This window comes from Aeromicrobium erythreum, assembly GCF_001509405.1.
Lineage (GTDB): Bacteria > Actinomycetota > Actinomycetes > Propionibacteriales > Nocardioidaceae > Aeromicrobium > Aeromicrobium erythreum.
In genome coordinates this window covers 2,406,069-2,423,791 of the sequence record NZ_CP011502.1, presented here as the reverse complement: position 1 = coordinate 2,423,791, position 17,723 = coordinate 2,406,069, and the positions used below count along the sequence as shown (strand labels likewise).

General features: G+C 72.7%; 19 protein-coding genes and 3 tRNA genes. 18 read left to right on the top strand and 4 right to left on the bottom strand.

What is annotated here, in order from left to right; translation table 11 throughout:
• Positions 1-69 precede the first annotated feature (69 nt).
• The 3 genes from Aeryth_RS11480 (at position 70) to Aeryth_RS11470 (ending at position 3,684) form a co-directional block, all read left to right on the top strand.
• A complete protein-coding gene (locus Aeryth_RS11480; protein WP_067861686.1) occupies positions 70-1,290 on the top strand; it encodes a VOC family protein in 1,221 nt (406 codons plus the stop codon).
• 62 nt (positions 1,291-1,352) lie between these two features.
• On the top strand, positions 1,353-1,667 hold the full coding sequence (locus Aeryth_RS11475; RefSeq protein WP_144433760.1) for a hypothetical protein: 315 nt from the start codon (positions 1,353-1,355) through the stop codon (positions 1,665-1,667).
• 976 nt (positions 1,668-2,643) lie between these two features.
• Complete coding sequence (locus Aeryth_RS11470; RefSeq protein WP_067858696.1) at positions 2,644-3,684, top strand: SGNH/GDSL hydrolase family protein; 1,041 nt, start codon at positions 2,644-2,646, stop codon at positions 3,682-3,684.
• 13 nt (positions 3,685-3,697) lie between these two features.
• Here Aeryth_RS11470 and Aeryth_RS11465 read toward each other — a convergent pair whose 3' ends face one another.
• On the bottom strand, positions 3,698-4,396 hold the full coding sequence (locus Aeryth_RS11465) for a DUF429 domain-containing protein (protein ID WP_067858693.1): 699 nt from the start codon (positions 4,394-4,396) through the stop codon (positions 3,698-3,700).
• Positions 4,397-4,464: 68 nt separating this feature from the next.
• Here Aeryth_RS11465 and recO point away from each other — a divergent pair, with 68 nt between their 5' ends.
• The 12 genes from recO (at position 4,465) to Aeryth_RS11405 (ending at position 13,468) form a co-directional block, all read left to right on the top strand.
• Positions 4,465-5,193, top strand: coding sequence for a DNA repair protein RecO (gene recO, locus Aeryth_RS11460; RefSeq protein WP_067858690.1), 729 nt, complete (start codon positions 4,465-4,467; stop codon positions 5,191-5,193).
• A 16-nt stretch (positions 5,194-5,209) separates the two neighbouring features.
• On the top strand, positions 5,210-6,004 hold the full coding sequence (locus Aeryth_RS11455) for an isoprenyl transferase (RefSeq protein WP_067858686.1): 795 nt from the start codon (positions 5,210-5,212) through the stop codon (positions 6,002-6,004).
• A gap of 20 nt (positions 6,005-6,024) precedes the next feature.
• Positions 6,025-6,471: a hypothetical protein gene (locus Aeryth_RS11450; RefSeq protein ID WP_067858683.1), complete on the top strand. Its 447-nt coding sequence runs from the start codon at positions 6,025-6,027 to the stop codon at positions 6,469-6,471.
• A 23-nt stretch (positions 6,472-6,494) separates the two neighbouring features.
• Positions 6,495-7,163 carry a peptidylprolyl isomerase gene (locus tag Aeryth_RS11445; protein ID WP_067858680.1) on the top strand — a complete coding sequence of 223 codons (669 nt, stop codon included), beginning with the start codon at positions 6,495-6,497 and terminating at the stop codon, positions 7,161-7,163.
• 29 nt (positions 7,164-7,192) lie between these two features.
• Positions 7,193-7,972: a fumarylacetoacetate hydrolase family protein gene (locus Aeryth_RS11440; RefSeq protein ID WP_067858677.1), complete on the top strand. Its 780-nt coding sequence runs from the start codon at positions 7,193-7,195 to the stop codon at positions 7,970-7,972.
• Positions 7,965-9,506: a glutamate--tRNA ligase gene (gltX, locus tag Aeryth_RS11435; protein ID WP_067858674.1), complete on the top strand. Its 1,542-nt coding sequence runs from the start codon at positions 7,965-7,967 to the stop codon at positions 9,504-9,506. The genes Aeryth_RS11440 and gltX overlap by 8 nt, the downstream gene beginning before the upstream one ends.
• A gap of 108 nt (positions 9,507-9,614) precedes the next feature.
• Positions 9,615-9,686: transfer RNA gene (locus Aeryth_RS11430), tRNA-Gln, on the top strand.
• Positions 9,687-9,713: 27 nt separating this feature from the next.
• A tRNA-Glu gene (locus Aeryth_RS11425) sits at positions 9,714-9,786 on the top strand.
• A 61-nt stretch (positions 9,787-9,847) separates the two neighbouring features.
• Positions 9,848-9,923 (top strand) — tRNA-Glu (locus Aeryth_RS11420).
• A 736-nt stretch (positions 9,924-10,659) separates the two neighbouring features.
• Positions 10,660-11,469: an NYN domain-containing protein gene (locus Aeryth_RS11415; protein ID WP_067858671.1), complete on the top strand. Its 810-nt coding sequence runs from the start codon at positions 10,660-10,662 to the stop codon at positions 11,467-11,469.
• A 62-nt stretch (positions 11,470-11,531) separates the two neighbouring features.
• Positions 11,532-13,010 carry an Ada metal-binding domain-containing protein gene (locus Aeryth_RS11410; protein WP_067858669.1) on the top strand — a complete coding sequence of 493 codons (1,479 nt, stop codon included), beginning with the start codon at positions 11,532-11,534 and terminating at the stop codon, positions 13,008-13,010.
• Entirely contained in the window at positions 13,007-13,468 is a 462-nt protein-coding gene (locus Aeryth_RS11405; protein ID WP_067858666.1) for a methylated-DNA--[protein]-cysteine S-methyltransferase, read from the top strand. Before Aeryth_RS11410 ends, Aeryth_RS11405 begins: the two co-directional genes overlap by 4 nt.
• Before the next feature lie 23 nt (positions 13,469-13,491).
• On the opposite strand, the gene Aeryth_RS11400 is transcribed toward Aeryth_RS11405, so the two are convergent.
• Both Aeryth_RS11400 and Aeryth_RS11395 read right to left on the bottom strand, forming a co-directional pair.
• The gene (locus Aeryth_RS11400; protein WP_067858662.1) at positions 13,492-14,106 is read right to left on the bottom strand and encodes a class F sortase; all 615 of its coding nucleotides are present in this window, start codon (positions 14,104-14,106) and stop codon (positions 13,492-13,494) included.
• A complete protein-coding gene (locus Aeryth_RS11395; RefSeq protein WP_067858660.1) occupies positions 14,099-14,929 on the bottom strand; it encodes a CHRD domain-containing protein in 831 nt (276 codons plus the stop codon). The genes Aeryth_RS11400 and Aeryth_RS11395 overlap by 8 nt, the downstream gene beginning before the upstream one ends.
• A gap of 228 nt (positions 14,930-15,157) precedes the next feature.
• Between Aeryth_RS11395 and Aeryth_RS11390 the strand changes: the two genes are divergently transcribed.
• From Aeryth_RS11390 to Aeryth_RS11380, 3 genes are all read left to right on the top strand, one after another.
• A complete protein-coding gene (locus Aeryth_RS11390) occupies positions 15,158-15,667 on the top strand; it encodes an RNA polymerase sigma factor (RefSeq protein ID WP_067858657.1) in 510 nt (169 codons plus the stop codon).
• Complete coding sequence (locus Aeryth_RS11385; protein ID WP_067858654.1) at positions 15,664-16,383, top strand: hypothetical protein; 720 nt, start codon at positions 15,664-15,666, stop codon at positions 16,381-16,383. Before Aeryth_RS11390 ends, Aeryth_RS11385 begins: the two co-directional genes overlap by 4 nt.
• Before the next feature lie 76 nt (positions 16,384-16,459).
• On the top strand, positions 16,460-16,939 hold the full coding sequence (locus Aeryth_RS11380) for a hypothetical protein (protein WP_067858651.1): 480 nt from the start codon (positions 16,460-16,462) through the stop codon (positions 16,937-16,939).
• A gap of 36 nt (positions 16,940-16,975) precedes the next feature.
• Here Aeryth_RS11380 and Aeryth_RS11375 read toward each other — a convergent pair whose 3' ends face one another.
• Entirely contained in the window at positions 16,976-17,692 is a 717-nt protein-coding gene (locus Aeryth_RS11375) for an IclR family transcriptional regulator (RefSeq protein WP_055965411.1), read from the bottom strand.
• Between the last annotated feature and the right edge of the window lie 31 nt (positions 17,693-17,723).

The window sequence follows — 17,723 nt, the reverse complement described above, 5'->3', positions numbered from 1 at the left end:
CGGTACCTCCGGGTGTCGGAGGAGGTCGAAGCCGAGGGCGGCCACAGGTGGTCCGTCTCGCCCACGCGCTTGCGCGCGGACCTGGCGGCGAACCTCTCCGAGCTCTACGGCTCCGAGGTGCCGGCGTACACGACGCTCGTCGAGGCGTGCGAGCACGTCAACGCCGACGTGCTCGCCCGCCGCGGCGGCGACGCCGAACGGCTCGGCTCGATCCGTCGCGTCACGGCCGAGCGGCACGGTGCCATCCGGGTCGGCACCGAGACGGAGCTGGCGCAGGTGGCGCGGATCTTCGGCGCCTGCGGCATGTACCCCGTCGGGTTCTACGACCTGCGCGAGGCGACTCCGCCGATCCCCGTGGTCAGCACAGCGTTCCGGCCCCTGGCACGCGCTGAGCTGGCGGAGAACCCGTTCCGCGTCTTCACGTCGGTGCTCGTCGTGGACGACCGTCGCTTCTTTGACGAGCGCACCGAGGCGCGGCTGCGCGAGTTCCTCGACGCCCGCACGCTCTTCCCCGCCGAGCTGCTCGAGCTGGCCGACCAGATGGAGTCCGAGGGCGACCTGACGTTCGAGCGGGCCGACCGGTTCCTGGAGCTGGCGACCGCGTCGTTCGCGTTGTCCGACGAGCCGGTCGACCGTGCCTGGTACGAGCACCTCGAGTCGATCTCGAGCGTCGCGGCCGACATCGGCGGCGTCGGCTCCACGCACATCAACCACCTCACGCCCCGCGTGCTCGACATCGACGCGCTCTACGCGCGCATGGGCGACCTCGGCATCGAGATGATCGACCGCATCCAGGGCCCGCCGCAGGTCGAGCCGGGGGAGGGCGTCGACGTTCTGCTGCGCCAGACGTCGTTCCGTGCGCTCGCCGAGCCCCGCCGCTTCCGCGAGCCCGACGGCTCGGTCGTCGACGCGCACCTGCGGGTGCGGTTCGGCGAGGTCGAGGGCCGGGGCGTCGCGCTGACGCCCGCCGGCCGCGACCTCTACGACGGTCGGGGCTTCCGCGCCTTCCCGCGCACCGAGGAGGAGCTGCACGCGCAGGGCCTGGCCTACTACCGGCGCGACGACCAGGGTCGGCTGCAGCCGATCGTGTACGAGGACTTCCTGCCGAAGTCGGCGGCGGGCATCTTCGCGTCGAACCTCACCAGCGACGGCACGGCCGACGCCCGCCAGCGCGCCTCGTCGCGCGACGCCGCCTGGATGCAGGACGCCCTCGACCGCACCCTGCACGACCCGTACGCGCTCTACGAGGCCGAGCGTGCCGGCGAGGTCTACCGGTTCCCCACCCGCTGACCCGACCGTTGCCGCCTCCGGCCGCGTGTCCCTAGGATGCGGGCGAACCGATCGGAGGACCCGTGCATCGACCCACCGCCCCCGTGGCGCTCCTGGCCTTCACCCTGCTCGCCGTGGCGGCCTGCGGCAGCGGCGTACGACCGAGCGTCGACGACGTCGCCGACGCGATCCGCGACGGACGGATCTCCAGCATCGAGGCCGAGAACGCCGACTGCTCCGCCCGGGTGTTCGTGGAGTCCGACCTCTCCGACACCGCGCTCCTCGGGCTGGTCGACCGTGCCGACCGCCCCGTGACGACCCAGGACGACCGCGATGCCCTCGTCGCCGTGGAGGAGCGACTGATCGCCGAGTGCGACCTCCAGCAGGCCGCCGGCTGACCTCGACCCCGCAGCCCGACAGACCTCCTTCGTTGCCCGACCAGCGACACCGTTGGTCGAGTAGGCCGACCGGCGACGGAGGAGCTCGGTCGGGCGTATCGAGACCACTCTGGCCTGTCGCTGGGGGCTGGCTCGCGCTGGGCTGTTGCCGGGTGGTCTCGATACGCAGGGGCCTCGCAAGCTCGTCCCTGCTACTCGACCAGCGGGGGGTTCGTTGGTCGAGTAGTCGACGCCGCGACGGAGGAGCTGGCGGAGACGTATCGAGACCATTCCAAGCGGGCGCTGGGAGTCGAGCCACGCTGGGCCGTTGCGGGGTGGTCTCGATACGCGTCGACGTGCTCGCTGGCGCTCGCCGTCGCTGCTACTCGACCAGCGGTGGGTCTCGCTGGTCGAGTAGGCCGGCCGGCGACGGAGGAGCTCGGTCGGTCGTATCGAGACCATTCCAAGCGGGCGCTGGGAGCTGGCTCGCGCTGGGCCGTTGCGGGGTGGTCTCGATACGCGTCGACGTGCTCGCTGGCGCTCGCCGTCGCTGCTACTCGACCAGCGGTGGGTCTCGCTGGTCGAGTAGGCCGGCCGGCGACGGAGGAGCTCGGTCGGACGTATCGAGACCACTCTGGCCTGTCGCTGGGGGCTGGCTCGCGCTGGGCTGTTGCCGGGTGGTCTCGATACGCAGGGACCTCGCAAGCTCGTCTCTGCTACTCGACCAGCGAACTTACCGCTGGTCGAGTGCCTGCCCGAGCGCCAGCGAGGGGAGGTGTATCGAGACCACTCTGGGCTGTCGCTGGGGGTTGGGTTGTGCTGGACCGTTGCCGGGTGGTCTCGATACGCAAGGGCCTCGCAAGCTCGCCCCTGCTACTCGACCAGCGGAATTCACCGCCGGGGGTGGGCACGGAGTGTTCACCCCGCAGGCCTGGACGGTGTCGGACCCCCGGCCTAGGTTGAGCGTGTCATCCACGTCACATGATTCGGGGGGATCATGCACCGCACTCCACGTCCACGACTCGTCAGGCTGGCCGCCGCGTGCGCCGGCCCCGTGCTGGCCCTCGGGCTCGTCGTCGCGCCCACCACGGCGCAGGCCGTCACGTACGTCGCGCTCGGCGACTCCTACTCCTCGGGGCTCGGCACCCGCTCCTACCTCGACGACGGCACCGAGTGCCGACGCTCGGCGCAGTCGTACCCGGCGCTCGTCGCCGCAGCCCGTGGGTGGTCGCTCGACCTGCGCGCCTGCTCGGGGGCCACGATCCCCGACGTCCGCGCCGCCCAGCTCGGCGCACTGTCGACGTCGACGCAGAAGGTCACCCTCTCCGTCGGCGGCAACGACGCCGGGTTCGCCGACGTCCTCACCGAGTGCGCCCTGCCGGCGTGGGCGAGCGACTGCGACGCCGCGATCGACCAGGCGCAGGCCACCATCAGCGGCACGCTGCCGTCGGCCCTGTCGTCGCTCTACGCACAGATCGGGTCGCGCGCGCCGTCCGCCGACGTGGTCGTGGTCGGCTACCCGCGGGTGTTCATGGGCGAGGACTGCAACGCCCTCACCTGGTTCTCGCCCGAGGAGCAGACCCGTCTCAACGCCACCGCCGACCGGCTCAACAGCCTCCTGGCGGCACGTGCGTCGGCTGCGGGCTTCCGGTTCGCGAACCCGACGTCGGCCTTCACGGGACACGCGGTCTGCGACGACCCCGAGTGGCTCAACGGCCTGTCCAACCCGGTCGAGGAGTCCTACCACCCGAACGTCGCCGGCCACCGCGACGGCTACGCGCCGCTCGTCGGTGCCCGGGTCGCCTCGACGTCGGTGCGCATCACTGCGGCCACGCAGGAGCAGGCCGCGGAGGAGTCCGACGTGCTCACCGACCGCGCCCGGCGGCACACCGCGGCCGACCGACGCATCGAGCCGCAGGAGTTCCAGGCGCCCGACCTCGACAGCCCACAGGTCCAGCGCGCTGCGCGCCGGCTCGGCATCGACACCTCCGACCGGGCCGAGGTGGACCGCTTCGACCGACGCTTCGCCGCGCGCTGAGCGCCGCGGCCGCTCACACCCAGATCGGGGCGCCGTCGGCCGGGTCCTCCGGGAGCCGGACGGCGGTGCCCTGCGCGACGCGACGTGCCGACCACGCGGCTGCGCCGGCGTCGAGCAGGTCGTCGAGACCTGCACCGCGGGGTGCGACGAGCGGCAGCGTGAGCCCGACCTCGACGAGCAGCGCCCGCCGTCGCGCGGCGCCGTCGGCGGTCTTCTTGCGCTCCAGCAGCGGCTCGCCCGCGAGCTCCGCGAAGCTCGACTCCGGGTGCACCTCCTCGACGCGGACCTCCGGGCGTCCGGCGAGCCATGCGCGCGCGTCGCGGATGGCCGGGAACAGACCGAAGGCCTGCCGGCTGAGACCCAGCCCCGTCGCCTCGCGGTTGAGCCGGTTCGCCTCCGCGTAGTCGGGCGCGTCGATGGCGGCCGTCGACGGCGACCCGAACACCGTCGACGCACGTCCCGGCAGCCGTCGACGCGCCTCGCGCTCGGCGGCTCGTGGTGCGTCGGTCGGCAGGTGCAGGGGGATGTCGACGCCCACCACGTCGACCGGCCCGTGGGCGGCGACGAGACCCCCGACGAGCTCGAGCATCGTGCCGGCGACGAGCACCGCGGCCGTGTCGTCGACGGACCAGTGCACGCCCACCCATCCGGCGCGGCAGCCGTCGACGCCGATGACGGCGGCAGCGGCGGGCAGGGGTGCGGGCGACGTCACGGCTGCATCGTGGCACGGTCGGCTCGTGGCGGCCCGGTTCCGTGGGCGCCGGACGGCAGAATGGGGGAGTGAGCCTCTTCCGCGACCAAGGTGTGGTGCTGCGTACCCACAAGCTGGGCGAGGCCGACCGGATCATCACGCTGCTCACGCGTCAGCGCGGACTGGTCCGCGCCGCCGCCAAGGGGGTGCGGAAGACGTCGTCGCGGTTCGGCGGACGTCTCGAGCCGTTCATGCACGTCGACCTGCAGCTCGCCGAGGGGCGCACGCTCGACGTCATCACCCAGGTGGTCACCCTCTCCGCGTTCGCCCGCGACCTCGGTCTCGACTACCCGGCCTACACCGCCGGCACCGCGATCCTCGAGACCGCCGAGCGTCTCACCCCTCACGACGGCGAGCCGGCGGTGCAGCAGTACCAGCTGCTCGTGGGCGCCCTTGCCGCGCTGTCCGCCCGTCGGCAGCCGCCGAGCACGTTGCTCGACTCCTACCAGCTGCGTGCCCTGGCGGTCGCCGGCTACGCGCCCAGCTTCTCGGGCTGCGCCCGGTGCGGGCTGGAGGGTCCGCACCGCAACCTGCACGTCCCGTCCGGCGGCGTGCTGTGCGACGGCTGCCGGCTCCCGGGCTCCTCGGCACCCCCGGCCGTCACCCTCACGCTGCTCGCGGCGCTGCTCGCCGGCGACTGGCCGGTCGTCGAGCAGGCCGACGACCGCACCCGACGGGAGGCCGCCGGTATCGTCAGCGCGTACCTGTCGTGGCACCTGGAGCACGGACTGCGCTCCATGGGGCACGTCGACCGCTGAGAAACGCCCTGGAGCCATGACCCCCGCACCCCGCCGTCCCCCGAGCGCTCGCCCGGCGCCGCGCGCACCCGAGCCGCACCCGTCCGGCGCGCGCCCGCCCCAGCTCGAGCCGCACCAGGTGCCGCGCCACGTCGCGGTCGTCATGGACGGCAACGGCCGCTGGGCCAAGGAGCGCGGCCTGCCCCGCACGGAGGGGCACAAGCGCGGCGAGTTCGCCCTGCTCGACGTCGTCAAGGGCGCCATCGAGCTCGGCATCGAGGCGGTGAGCGTGTACGCGTTCTCCACCGAGAACTGGAAGCGCTCGCCCGAGGAGGTGCGCTTCCTCATGGGCTTCAACCGCGACGTCGTGCACCGTCGGCGCGACGAGATGCACGCGCTCGGCGTCCGGGTGCGCTGGGCCGGGCGTCCGCGGCGGCTGTGGCGCAGCGTGATCAACGAGCTCGAGACGGCAGAGCGGCTGACCCGCCACAACGACACCCTCAGCCTGACCATGTGCGTCAACTACGGCGGACGCGCCGAGATCGCCGACGCTGCCGCGGCGCTGGCGCGCGACGTCAAGGCCGGCAAGGTCGACCCCGACCGCGTCACCGAGCGCACCTTCGCGCGCTACCTCGACGAGCCCGACCTGCCCGACGTCGACCTCTTCTGGCGCACCTCCGGCGAGCAGCGCACGAGCAACTTCCTGCCCTGGCAGTCGGCCTACGCCGAGCTGGTGTTCTCCGACATCGCCTGGCCCGACGTCGACCGGCTCGCCCTGTGGGCCGCGGTCGAGGAGTACGCCCGACGTCAACGACGGTTCGGATCGGCATGACCGGACCAGGAGGAGCCCCTGTGCGAGGACCGAAGGCGTCGCCGCGCCGTCTGCTGACCGACTGGACCACCACGGCCGGCGTGGCCGGAGACGGCCTGGCCGCACTCGTCGCCGCGGCGGACTCGGTGGCCGACGCGATCCACCTGGCCACGCTCGGCTACGAGGTGTTCGTGCTCGACCCGGTCACCCCCGACGACGCAGCCCCGCCGCGCGTGCACGTCGTCGACGTCGCCGCGGCCGACGTCCCCGACGCGTGGCACGGACGGTTCGCCCTGGTCGTGGCCGACGCGTCGACGTCGGGCCAGGTCGCGCCCTGCGTCGCCGAGGCGGGCCTCCTGGTGGTCGTCGACGACGCGCCGGTCCCGCCCGACCTCGCGCCCGGGCTCGTGGAGGTCGTGGTCGAGGTCGGGCGCGACCCGGACGCCCCGTCCGTCGAGCGCTTCCGCGCGGTGCACGCCCGACTCTGACCCGCGTTGTCTACGATCCGGTCATGCGCCTGCGTCGAACTGCCGCCCTGCTCGCCCTGACCGCCTCCGTCGCCCTCAGCGGCTGCGGTGGTGACGACTCGTCGGCTGCGAAGGACGACGCCGACGGATCGGCGTCGACGGGCGGGTGCGACTGGGTGCGTGGGGGAGAGGCGGCCAAGAAGGTCGACCCGCCCGCGGCGGACGCGAAGCCGGCGACGTCGGTGGTGCTCACGATCAACGGCGCGGAGGTGCCGATCGAGCTGAACACGAAGGCACCCTGCGCCGCGACGTCGTTCACCTCGCTCGCCGAGCAGGGCTACTACGACGACGCCCCCTGCAGCCGCGTGAGCGACCCTGCGCAGGTGCCCTACGGCATCCTCCAGTGCGGCGACCCGACCGGCACGGGCAGCGGCGGCCCCGGCTACTCCTTCGCCGACGAGCTCAGCGGCGACGAGAGCTATCCGGCCGGCAGCGTCGCGATGGCGAACGCCGGCCCTGACACGAACGGGTCGCAGTTCTTCCTGAACTTCGCCGACTCCCAGTTCCCACCGGACTACACCCTGCTCGGCACCATCTCGCCCGAGGGGATGACGGCGCTGAAGAAGGTCGTCTCCGTGGGCGCCGAGGGCGGCGTGGGCGACGGTGCCCCCGCCAAGGCGGTCACCATCGAGTCGGCCCGTCCGGTCGAGTAGCCGCCGCCCCCGCTCGGTAGGGTCGGGGCATGCGTGTTGCGAGGTTCGCGGGGGACGACGACCCCCGATTCGGTCTGGTCGGCGACGAGGACGGGACGCCCACGATCGCCGTCCTGAAGGGTGACCCGCTGTACGCGGGCTACGAGCTGACGGGGCAGAAGATCGCCGTCGACGACGTGCGGCTGCTGGCGCCGGTCATCCCGCGCAGCAAGGTCGTGTGCGTGGGCAAGAACTACGTCGCGCACGCCGCCGAGATGGGCGGGGAGGTGCCCGCCGAGCCTCTCGTCTTCCTGAAGCCGAACACCAGCGTCGTGGGCCCCGGCGACCCGGTCGTCTACCCCGCGCAGAGCTCGGAGGTGCACCACGAGGCCGAGCTGGCCGTCGTGATCGGGCGCATCTGCAAGGACGTCGCCGTCGAGGACGTCGACAAGGTCGTGTTCGGCTACACCGCCGCCAACGACGTGACCGCCCGCGACCTCCAGCGCACCGACGGCCAGTGGGCCCGCGCGAAGGGCTTCGACACGTTCTGCCCGCTCGGACCTTGGATCGAGACCAACCTCGACCCGTCCGACCTGCGCGTGACCTGCGAGGTGGGTGGCGAGCTGCGCCAGGACGGCCGCACGAGCGACATGGTCTTCTCCGTGGCCGACATCGTCGCCTACGTCTCCTCCTTCATGACGCTGCTGCCCGGCGACGTCATCCTCACCGGCACGCCCGAGGGCGTCGGACCCGTCCAGGTGGGCGACACGGTGAGCGTGACCGTCGAGGGCATCGGCACCCTCTCCAACCAGGTGGTCTCCCATGACTGACAGCCCCGTGACGTCGACCGCGTCGATCCCGACGGTCGGCGACGACGTGCCCGTCGTGGCGCGGTTCTGCCCGTCACCCACCGGCAACCCGCACGTCGGCATGGCCCGCACCGCGCTGTTCAGCTGGGCGTACGCGCGGCACCGCGGCGGTCGTTTCGTGTTCCGCATCGAGGACACCGACGCGAGTCGCGACAGCGAGGAGTCCTACGACCTGCTCGTCGACGTGATGCGCTGGCTCGGCCTCGACTGGGACGAGGGCGTCGAGGTCGGCGGCCCGAACGGTCCGTACCGCCAGAGCCAGCGGATGGACGTCTACGCCGACGTCGCGCAGCGTCTGCTCGACGCCGGCCTCGCGTACAAGGCGTACGACACCGCCGAGGAGCTGGAGCAGCGTCGCGACGCGGCCCGCGCGGCGGGTCGCCCGAGTGGCTACGACGGCCTGCACCGCGACCTCACCCCCGAGCAGCAGGCGGCCTACGAGGCCGAGGGCCGCCAGCCGGTGATCCGGTTCAAGATGCCCGCGAAGGACTGGACGTTCGACGACCTCGTGCGTGGACCGATCACCTTCGGCGCCGACAACGTGCAGGACTTCGTCATCGTCCGCGCCAACGGCCAGCCGCTGTACACGCTCACCAACCCCACGGACGACGCGCTGATGGGCATCACGCACGTGCTGCGCGGCGAGGACATCCTCAGCTCCACCCCGCGCCAGATCGCGATGTACGAGGCGTTCGCGCAGATCGGGCTGGGTCACGGCATGGTCCCGCGCTTCGGGCACCTGCCGTACGTGACGGGCGCCGGCAACAAGAAGCTGTCGAAGCGCGACCCCGAGTCGAACCTGCTGGGCTACCGCGACCAAGGCTTCCTCGCCGAGGGGCTCCTGAACTACCTCGCGCTGCTCGGCTGGTCGTTGCCGGCCGTCGACGGTGTCGAGAAGGACGTCTTCACGCTCGAGGAGATGGTGCAGGCCTTCGAGATCTCGCGCGTCAACCCGAACCCGGCGCGGTTCGACCTCAAGAAGTGCGAGGCGATCAACGGCGACCACGTCCGGCTGCTGTCGGATGAGGAGCTGCGCTCCCGCCTGGTGCCGTTCTTCGTGGCGGAGGGCCTTGTGCAGGACCCGCCGACGGAGTCGGAGGCGGCGATGCTGGCGGCGGCGGTGCCGCTCGTGCACGAGCGGATGGCGCTGCTGACCGAGGCGGTGGCGATGCTGCGCTTCCTGTTCGTCGACGACGCCACCTTCACGATCGACGAGGCCGACGCTGCGAAGCAGCTCGACGAGAAGGGTCTCGACGTCGTGCGAGCCGCGCTCGCCGCGCTGGAGTCGATCGGCTCGACCGTGGAGTGGTCGACGCCGACGATCGAGGGCGCGCTGCGCGTGGCGCTGATCGACGACCTCGGGCTGAAGCCGAGGGTCGCGTTCGGGCCGGTGCGCGTGGCGGCCACGGGCAGCCGGATCTCCCCGCCGTTGTTCGAGTCGCTCGAGCTGCTGGGGCGCAAGCGCACCCTGGCGCGGCTGCGCGCCGTCGTCTGAGACCGGCCGACGTCGTCGAGGGACCCGGTTTGAGAGTCCGAGACGACGTCGGGTAAGGTTTCTCCCTGGTTCGGACACCGGTCGAGAGAGCGGGATCCGATACCCCCATGGGGTATGGTGTAATTGGCAACACAGCGGTTTCTGGTACCGCCATTCTAGGTTCGAGTCCTAGTACCCCAGCGAAGATCGGGCTTGCGCCCGGTCCGCGCCCCGTTGGTCTAGCGGTTATGACGCCGCCCTCTCAAGGCGGAGATCGCCGGTTCGAATCCGGTACGGGGTACGAGACAGTCGCACCGCGCCTCGGCGCGGCTGCACTGCTCACATGGTCCCTCGTGGACCGTGGCCCCGTTGTGTAGCGGCCTAGCACGCCGCCCTCTCAAGGCGGTAGCGCGGGTTCGAATCCCGTCGGGGCTACCAGCACCACCCCAGACCCCCCGGCCCTCGGCCGGGGGTCTGGTGCTTTCGCTCGTCCTGCGGCTGCGTTGGTGCGGTTTCTCGTCGAGCAGCGGCTGCGTCGGTGCGGCTCCCCCCTCGGGCGGGGCTGCGCTGGTGCGGCTTTGACTCGTCCTACGCTCCGCAAGGGCCTCGACCGGGCGGCTGGGTGGCGCGCTGGTCTGGGGTGTCGGGCTGCGGGTTGGTGCTGGGAGTGGACGTAGGAGTCTGCGTTTGCGCTGGCCATCGGTGGATCTGCCACCTTCTGAGCGCTCTACAGGTGGCAGATCCACCGCCGGGGAGGTCAGACGTGGCAGAGATTCTCCCTTCTCGTGGACCGTGCCACGAGAAGGGAGAAGCACTGCCCACCCCACCCCGAAGTGCACCCAAGATTCTTCATTCGTGCGACGAAGGACGAACACTTCTGCGTTGGTGACGGGATCCGGTAGCAAACGCAGATTCCTTGAAATCTCAGCGCACGAACGCAGATTCTGGGGTCCCACGCGAGCCACAGCCCGAGACCCCAGACCGGCGCAGCCGCCAGCCGCCCGGTCGAGGCCCTTTCGGAGACCACTCCGAGCGCGACCCGCGGCAGCGCACCAGCAAGTCCGGACCCCTTGCAGCTGCGCAGCAGCGGGACGAGACCCCCGCAGGCAGCGCAGCAGCAGGACGCCCCCGACGCGTGGTCAACCGCCTCACCCGCCGCCCCTAGGGTGGACCCATGCCTCCTGCTCGCATCGCCGTGCTCATCGACGCCGACAACGCGCCTGCCTCGAAGATCGGCGCGATCTTGTCGCAGGTCGCGAAGTCGGGGAACGCGCACGTCAGGCGTGCGTACGGGGACTGGAAGAACGCGCACCTGAAGGGGTGGGAGAGCCGGCTGCAGGAGTTCGCGATCGCGCCGGTGCAGCAGTTCGCGTACACGAAGGGCAAGAACGCGTCCGACATCGCGATGGTGATCGACGCGATGGACCTCCTGCACGCCGGTGTGGCCGACGGGTTCGCGATCGTCTCGAGCGACGCCGACTTCACGCCGCTCGTCATGCGGCTGCGCCAGTCGGGCGCCGAGGTGCTCGGGTTCGGTGGGGAGAAGGCGCCCAAGGCGTTCCAGAACGCGTGCTCGACGTTCTACAAGCTCGAGACGCTGCGCGAGGACGACGACACCGACGACGACGTCGAGGACACCGACGACGTCGCCGAGACCGGTGGCGCCGGCGGCGGCGACACCGTCGAGACCACGAAGACGTCGGCAGGGCGCACCACGCGGCCCGGTCAGCGGGTCGACTCCGCCACCCTCAAGAGCGACCGTCAGCTCGTGCGCATGCTGCGCACCGCGGTCGACGAGGCCGCGGACGACGACGGGTGGGCGCAGCTGTCGCAGGTGAGCGACCAGATCCGCAACCAGTCGTCGATCCAGCCCGGCAACTACGGCTACGCCAAGTTCAGCGGCCTGATCGAGGCGATCGACCTGTTCGAGGTCAAGCGCGACGGCAAGGCCGTGATGGTCCGCCGGAGGAAGCGCGGACGCTGACGTCCCACGGCCACGTCCGAATCCCGCCAGAGACCTCAGGGCCGCCAGGGCAGGATGGGGGTGTGGACGACGTCGAGGCGCAGTACCGGGCGGTGAGCTCGCGCGACGAACGCTTCGACGGCGTGTTCTTCACCGCGGTCCGCACGACCGGCATCTACTGCCGCCCGTCCTGCCCCGCGCGAACGCCGCGGCGCGAGAACGTCGAGTTCCACCGCAGCGCCGCGTCGGCGGAGGCCGCCGGCTTCCGGGCCTGCCGACGGTGCCGCCCCGACAGCACGCCCGGGTCGCCGGAGTGGGACGTCCGCGCCGACGTCGTGGGCCGGGCGGTCCGCCTGGTGCGCGACGGCGTGGTCGAGCGTGAGGGTGTGCCGGGTCTCGCGAGCCGGCTCGGCTACAGCGAGCGGCACGTCACCCGCATGCTCACCCAGGAGCTCGGCGCCGGTCCGCTCGCGCTCGCGACGTCGCAGCGCACACGGACGGCGCGGGTGCTCGTCGAGACGACGGACCTGTCGATGGCCGACATCGCGTTCGCGTCGGGGTTCTCGTCGGTGCGTCAGTTCAACGACGCGTTCCGTCGGGCCTTCGCGCGGACGCCGACCGAGCTGCGTGCGCACGGGCCGGCGGGCACGCGCGGGGGCGGCGCGCTGCACCTGCGGCTCGCCGTCCGCCAGCCGTTCCACGCCGACGCGCTGGCCGGCTTCCTGGCCGACCACGCCGTGCCCGGCCTGGAGCGCGGTGACGGGCGGCTGTTCGCGCGCGTGCTGACCCTGCCCCACGGCAACGGTGCTGCCGAGATGGTCCTGCACGACGACCACGTGGCCGTCCGGCTCGAGCTCGCCGACCAGCGCGACCTGACCGCGGCGGTCGCGCGGCTGCGTCACCTCCTCGACCTCGACGCCGACCCCGCTGCCGTCGACACCGCGCTCGCCGAGCCGGGCCCGCACGCGGTCGACCTGGCCGACCTCGTCGCGACCCGCCCCGGTCTGCGGGTGCCGGGCACGGTCGACGCCGCCGAGACCGCCGTCCGCACCGTGGTCGGGCAGCAGGTCTCCGTCAGCGGGGCCCGGACGGTCCTCGGCCGCGTCGTGGCGACGGCGGGGGAGCCCGTGACCTTCGACCTCGCGCACGAGCACGGCCTCACCCACGCGTTCCCGACGGCCGACGCGCTCGCCACGCTCGAGCCGGAGACGCTCCCGATGCCGCGCTCGCGCGGGCGCACCGTGGTCGGGCTCGCGCACGCGGTCGCGGTGGGCGACCTCTCGCTCGACGTCGGCGTCGACCGGGACGAGGCGAGCCGGACGCTGCTGGCGCTCCCGGGCATCGGACCCTGGACGGTCGGCTACGTCCGGATGCGCGGACTCGGCGACCCCGACGTCCTCCTCGACACCGACCTGGTCCTGCGCCGCATCCTCGACGCCCGCGGTGCCACGACCGACGACGTCCGGCACTGGAGCCCCTGGCGCTCCTACGCCGGCATGCACCTGTGGACCGAGCACCTCGCCCGCCAGGCCGAGCAGCGCACGAGAGGATCGAGAGCATGAGCACCCGATGGATCGACTCACCGATCGGAGGCCTGCGGCTGCACGCGTCGGCCGGGCTCCTCACGAGGATCGAGTTCGACGCGGAGCCGGTCGGCCGGCGGGTCGCCGACCCCGTCCTCGACCTCGCGGAGGAGCAGCTGGCCGCCTACTTCGCGGGGGAGCGGCACGAGTTCGACCTCCCGCTCGCCAACGACGGCACCGAGTTCCAGAAGAAGGTGTGGGGCGAGCTGCACCGGATCCCGTACGGCGAGACCGCGAGCTACGCCGAGGTGGCGCGCCGTCTGGGGTACGAGCCGGTGGTCTCGCGCGCGGTCGGCGCGGCCAACGGCGCCAACCCGCTGCCCGTCGTCGTGCCGTGCCACCGGGTGGTCGGCGCCGACGGCTCGCTCACCGGGTACGCAGGCGGTGTCGAGCGCAAGCGCACCTTGCTCGCACTGGAGCGCCCCGGCCTGTTCTGACCGGGGCGCTCCACGTCCGTGGCTCAGACCTCCTCGGCGAACACCACACGGTTCTCGGTGTAGCGGCCGACGCCGCGGTCGTACGGTCCGGTGCAGGTGATGAGCCGCAGCTGGGAGTCACCCGTCTCGCCGTACACGTCGTCGGTCGGGAACCGTCCGTCCTGCGGTACGTCGCGCACCTCGGTGATCTCGTAGGTGCGGCGCTGGTTGCGGGTGTCGACGACGCTCACCTGCTGGCCGACCTGCAGCTCCGTGAGCCGGGCGAAGACGGCCGGTCCCGTGCGTGAGTCCTTGTGGCCGGCGATGACCACCGGCCACGTCTCGCCCGGCTTGCCGCCGCCGGTGAACCAACCCACGCGGGCAGGGTCCTCGGGCACCTCCAGCTCGCCGCTCGCGTCGTCGATGCCGAGGTCGACGAGCTCCTCGTCGAGACCCAGGGTCGGGATCGTCACGCGCCGCGGGGGAGCCGCTGCGCGCTCCGTCGCCGGGCTCGTCGGCGCGGCGGCGGTCGCCGAGGCACTCGACGTGCTGCGCGGCGGCTCCTCGGGCGCCGCGTCCTGCCCGCCGCAGCCCGAGAGCAGTGCGACGAGCAGGACGGCGAGCAGGACGACCGGGGCGACGCGGGTGCGCTCAGGCACCCTGACGACGCCGCACGACGGTGGCACCGGCGACGCCGAGACCGAGCAGCGTCAGGGCCGCGACCGGCAGGAGGGTCGGGGACCCGGCGGTGCCGCCCTGGCCCGTGTCGACGCCGTTGACGGGCAGCTGGCGCTCGTCGTCCGCGTCGGCGACGCCCTCGCCCGGCGCGGGCTCGTCGTCGGCCGGCGGCGTCGGCTCCTCGTCGACCGCGTTCGCGGCGTCCAGCAGCTCCTGGCTGAAGACCAGCTGGCCACGCACGGCGCCCGCCGTGAAGCCGGCGGTGTGCGTGTCCGCGGAGAACCCGGCCGGGTTCGCCTCGAGCTGCGCGAGGGTGAAGCCGGTGCCGGTGTCGGTGCCGTTGGGTGCGAGACCCGTGGTGAACGGACCCTCCGAGCAGCCGGTGCTGGTGCGCACCGTCGCCGTCGGGTCGTCAGCGGGCGTCGGGTTCGGGAAGGCGATCCGCGGCGGGCCGTTGACGCCCGCGCCGGTCTGGTGGATGTGCGTCGCGGTCTTGGCGGGGCTCTGGTACGGCGTCACCACGTTGTTCAGCGTGATGTTCCAGCAGATGACCTCCTCGTCGGAGTTCACGAGGAACTCGAAGCGACCCGTCGCGCCCGGCTGGCCGACGCCCACGGTGCCGTCGGTGCCGACGACCTGCTGGGGCGTCGCGTCGACGACGAAGGCGCTCGTGAAGCTCTCCGGCGGGTCGACGGGGTCGGGGGTGTCGGCCGAGGCGGTCGACCCGAGGGCGCCCAGGGTCAGGGTCGCGGTGGTCGCGAGGACTCCCGCTCCGGTCCATCGGGTGGCGCGCTTCACGGTCATGGTGGTCCCTTCGTCGTGAGGCGCCGGACGACGCCCGCTCGCGGGGTGTACGTCGGTCGACGACGTCGCGTTCACGGCGTGCACCGGCTTTCTTCTCCCCGCGTCTCGGTGAACGACGACGGCGCGGTGGGCGTAGACCTCGGCATGGGCGCGACGTCGGTGATCGATCTGCCGAGTCGTCCTCGCGTGGCTACGGTGGTGCGGACCCGAGCGCGAGAGGACGGCCGGATGGATCCTCGCGGGTTCGACGTACGTGCTGCGTACGCCGCTCACGGCCACGACCTCCTGGGCTTCATGGTCAATGCCGTGCGCGACCGCGGCCTCGCGGAGGAGTGCGTCCAGGAGACGTTCACGCGGGCCTGGCAGGCGCGCGAGCGCTACGACCCGGCGCGCGCCTCGCAGCGCACCTGGCTGTTCGCCATCGCCCGCAACGTCGTCGTCGACGCCGTGCGGGCGCGGGCCCGCCGGCCCGCGCCGGCGTCGGGGGAGCAGACCGAGGAGTCCGCGACCCGTGACGCTGACCTTGCGCGCCTCCTCGACCACGTGACGCTGGTGTGGGCCCTGGCCCAGCTGAGCGAGGCCCACCGCCGTGTCGTCGTGGCCGTGCGGCTGGAGGGCTTCGGCTACGAGGAGCTCGCAGAACGTGACGGCGTGCCGGTCGCGACCCTGCGCACCCGCATGTTCCACGCGCTGCGAGCCCTGCGTGCGATCCTCGACGAGGGAGAGGAGAGCCGATGACTACGTCGCACCGCCGTGAGCAGCTGCTGGCCGCTGCTGCCACGGGCACCCTCGGCGCCGACGAGCAGGCCGAGCTCGACGCCCTGCTGCGCGAGGACCCGCAGGCGCGGGAGGAGCTCGAGGCACTGCGCGACGACGCCCGACGTCTCGACGCCTGGCACGCGCCCGCGGGGGAGGGCTGGCTGGCGGCCGAGCCGTCCGCCGCGCTCGACGCGCGCGTGGCGTCCGTGGCCGGCCCGGGCCCGTCGGGGTCCGACCACGACGGGCGACGGAGCATGGGAGGGGCCCGGCGAGGGCGCCTGGTGCTCGCCGCGGCGCTGCTGGTGCTGGCCGGTTCCGGCGCGACGCTCGCCGTCCAGTCCCTCACGAGCGAGCGTCCGGTGCAGGGCCCGCCCGGGACCCTCGGTGCCGTCGAGACGCTCGCGCCGGTGCGCGGCGACAGTCGTGAGCCCGCCGACGTGCAGGCGGCGTTCGTCGCGCACACCTGGGGGACCGAGGCCGTGCTCGACGTCCGGCGCACGCGCCCGGGCGCTGCCTACGAGGTCTACGTCGTCGACGAGTCTGGCCGCGAGGTCGAGGCCGGCGGGTTCCTCGGCTCGCGGGTCGAGGTGCACTGCCGCGTCAACGCCGCGGTCGCGCGCCAGGACGTCTCGGGGCTGAGGATCGTCGACGCCCGAGGTGCGACGGTCGCCCTCGCGCGGGCCCCCCGCGTCTGACGGTTGCGAGGTTCATCGACGTGTCATCTTCGTCTGTCATCATCCGGCCGGAGCCCTGACGAGAGCAAGGAGCGAGATGGCCAAGGTCACGTCGTCCGACGACACCACCCCCGCCGTGGGCAAGGCCGGTGTCGAGAAGTCCGGCAAGAACGCCGGGAAGAAGACGAAGAAGGCGAAGAAGGCGAAGCAGGCCCTCTCCGATGCCGAGGAGCAGCTCGCGAAGGCGCTCAAGCAGGTCGAGAAGCTGCGGTCGACGGTCGAGCTGCTCGAGGGCAAGCTGGAGAAGTCGAAGGCGAAGTCCCAGCAGTGGAAGACCGAGGCGCGTCAGGAGCGCACCAAGGTGGCCAAGCTCGAGGCTAAGCTGCGACGGGCCAAGCGGGACGCGCCCGTCGACCGACAGCCGCCGGCCGAGCGCGGCGACCTGCCGGTGGACGACCCGTCGGTGCCCGACGCGTCGTGGACCGTCGTGCGGCTGCGGGCCGCGGCCCGTGAGAAGCAGCTCCCGGGCGTCTCGCGCATGACGAAGTCGGCCCTGCTCGACGCCCTGCGGTCCTGACCCGGCTCTTCGACGCGGGCTGGCGACCAGGAGGCGTCAGCCCGCGCGACGCAGGCTCTGGCTCAGCCGCTCCGCCGCGGCGGCGACCGCCGGCGCGTGCATGCGTCCGGGCTGCCGGGTGAGGCGCTCGAGCGGACCCGACACCGACACGGCCGCCACGACCTTGCCGGAGGGGGAGCGCACGGGGGCCGAGACTGAGCCGACGCCCGGCTCGCGCTCTCCGACGCTCTGGGCCCAGCCGCGTCGGCGCACGGCCGACAGCTCCGCGGCGGAGAACGTCGCCTTGAGCAGGCCCTTGTTCATCCGCTCGGGGTCCTCCCAGGCGAGCAGGATCTGCGCGGCGGACCCGGCGGCCATGGTGAGCTGGCCGCCGACGGGGATCGAGTCGCGCAGGCCGGTGGGCCGGTCGGCCGCGGCGACGCACACGCGGAAGTCGCCCTGACGGCGGTACAGCTGGGCCGACTCGCCGGTGATGTCGCGCAGTCGGGCGAGCACCGGGCCGGCGGCGGCCAGCAGCCGGTCCTCACCGGCCGCGGCGGCGAGCTCGCCGAGGCGCGGGCCGAGCACGAAGCGACCCTGCATGTCGCGGGAGACCAGGCGGTGGTGCTCCAGCGCCACGGCGAGGCGGTGCGCCGTCGGACGGGCGAGCCCGGTGGCGGCGACGAGACCGGCCAGGGTGGCGGGGCCCGGCTCGAGGGCGGAGAGCACGAGGGCTGCCTTGTCGAGCACTCCCACACCGCTGGCGTTGTCCATGCCTTGATACTGCCGTATCGCATGGTGAGAC

What these genes read in the sequence shown, in the direction of transcription:
- Aeryth_RS11470 (WP_067858696.1), top strand. Translation starts at nt 2,644, where the DNA reads ATGCACCGCACTCCACGTCCACGACTCGTCAGGCTGGCCGCCGCGTGC.
- Aeryth_RS11455 (WP_067858686.1), top strand. Translation starts at nt 5,210, where the DNA reads ATGACCCCCGCACCCCGCCGTCCCCCGAGCGCTCGCCCGGCGCCGCGC.
- Aeryth_RS11445 (WP_067858680.1), top strand. Translation starts at nt 6,495, where the DNA reads ATGCGCCTGCGTCGAACTGCCGCCCTGCTCGCCCTGACCGCCTCCGTC.
- Aeryth_RS11440 (WP_067858677.1), top strand. Translation starts at nt 7,193, where the DNA reads ATGCGTGTTGCGAGGTTCGCGGGGGACGACGACCCCCGATTCGGTCTG.
- gltX (WP_067858674.1), top strand. Translation starts at nt 7,965, where the DNA reads ATGACTGACAGCCCCGTGACGTCGACCGCGTCGATCCCGACGGTCGGC.
- Aeryth_RS11415 (WP_067858671.1), top strand. Translation starts at nt 10,660, where the DNA reads ATGCCTCCTGCTCGCATCGCCGTGCTCATCGACGCCGACAACGCGCCT.
- Aeryth_RS11405 (WP_067858666.1), top strand. Translation starts at nt 13,007, where the DNA reads ATGAGCACCCGATGGATCGACTCACCGATCGGAGGCCTGCGGCTGCAC.
- Aeryth_RS11395 (WP_067858660.1), bottom strand. Translation starts at nt 14,929, where the DNA reads ATGACCGTGAAGCGCGCCACCCGATGGACCGGAGCGGGAGTCCTCGCG.
- Aeryth_RS11390 (WP_067858657.1), top strand. Translation starts at nt 15,158, where the DNA reads ATGGATCCTCGCGGGTTCGACGTACGTGCTGCGTACGCCGCTCACGGC.
- Aeryth_RS11385 (WP_067858654.1), top strand. Translation starts at nt 15,664, where the DNA reads ATGACTACGTCGCACCGCCGTGAGCAGCTGCTGGCCGCTGCTGCCACG.
- Aeryth_RS11380 (WP_067858651.1), top strand. Translation starts at nt 16,460, where the DNA reads ATGGCCAAGGTCACGTCGTCCGACGACACCACCCCCGCCGTGGGCAAG.
- Aeryth_RS11375 (WP_055965411.1), bottom strand. Translation starts at nt 17,692, where the DNA reads ATGGACAACGCCAGCGGTGTGGGAGTGCTCGACAAGGCAGCCCTCGTG.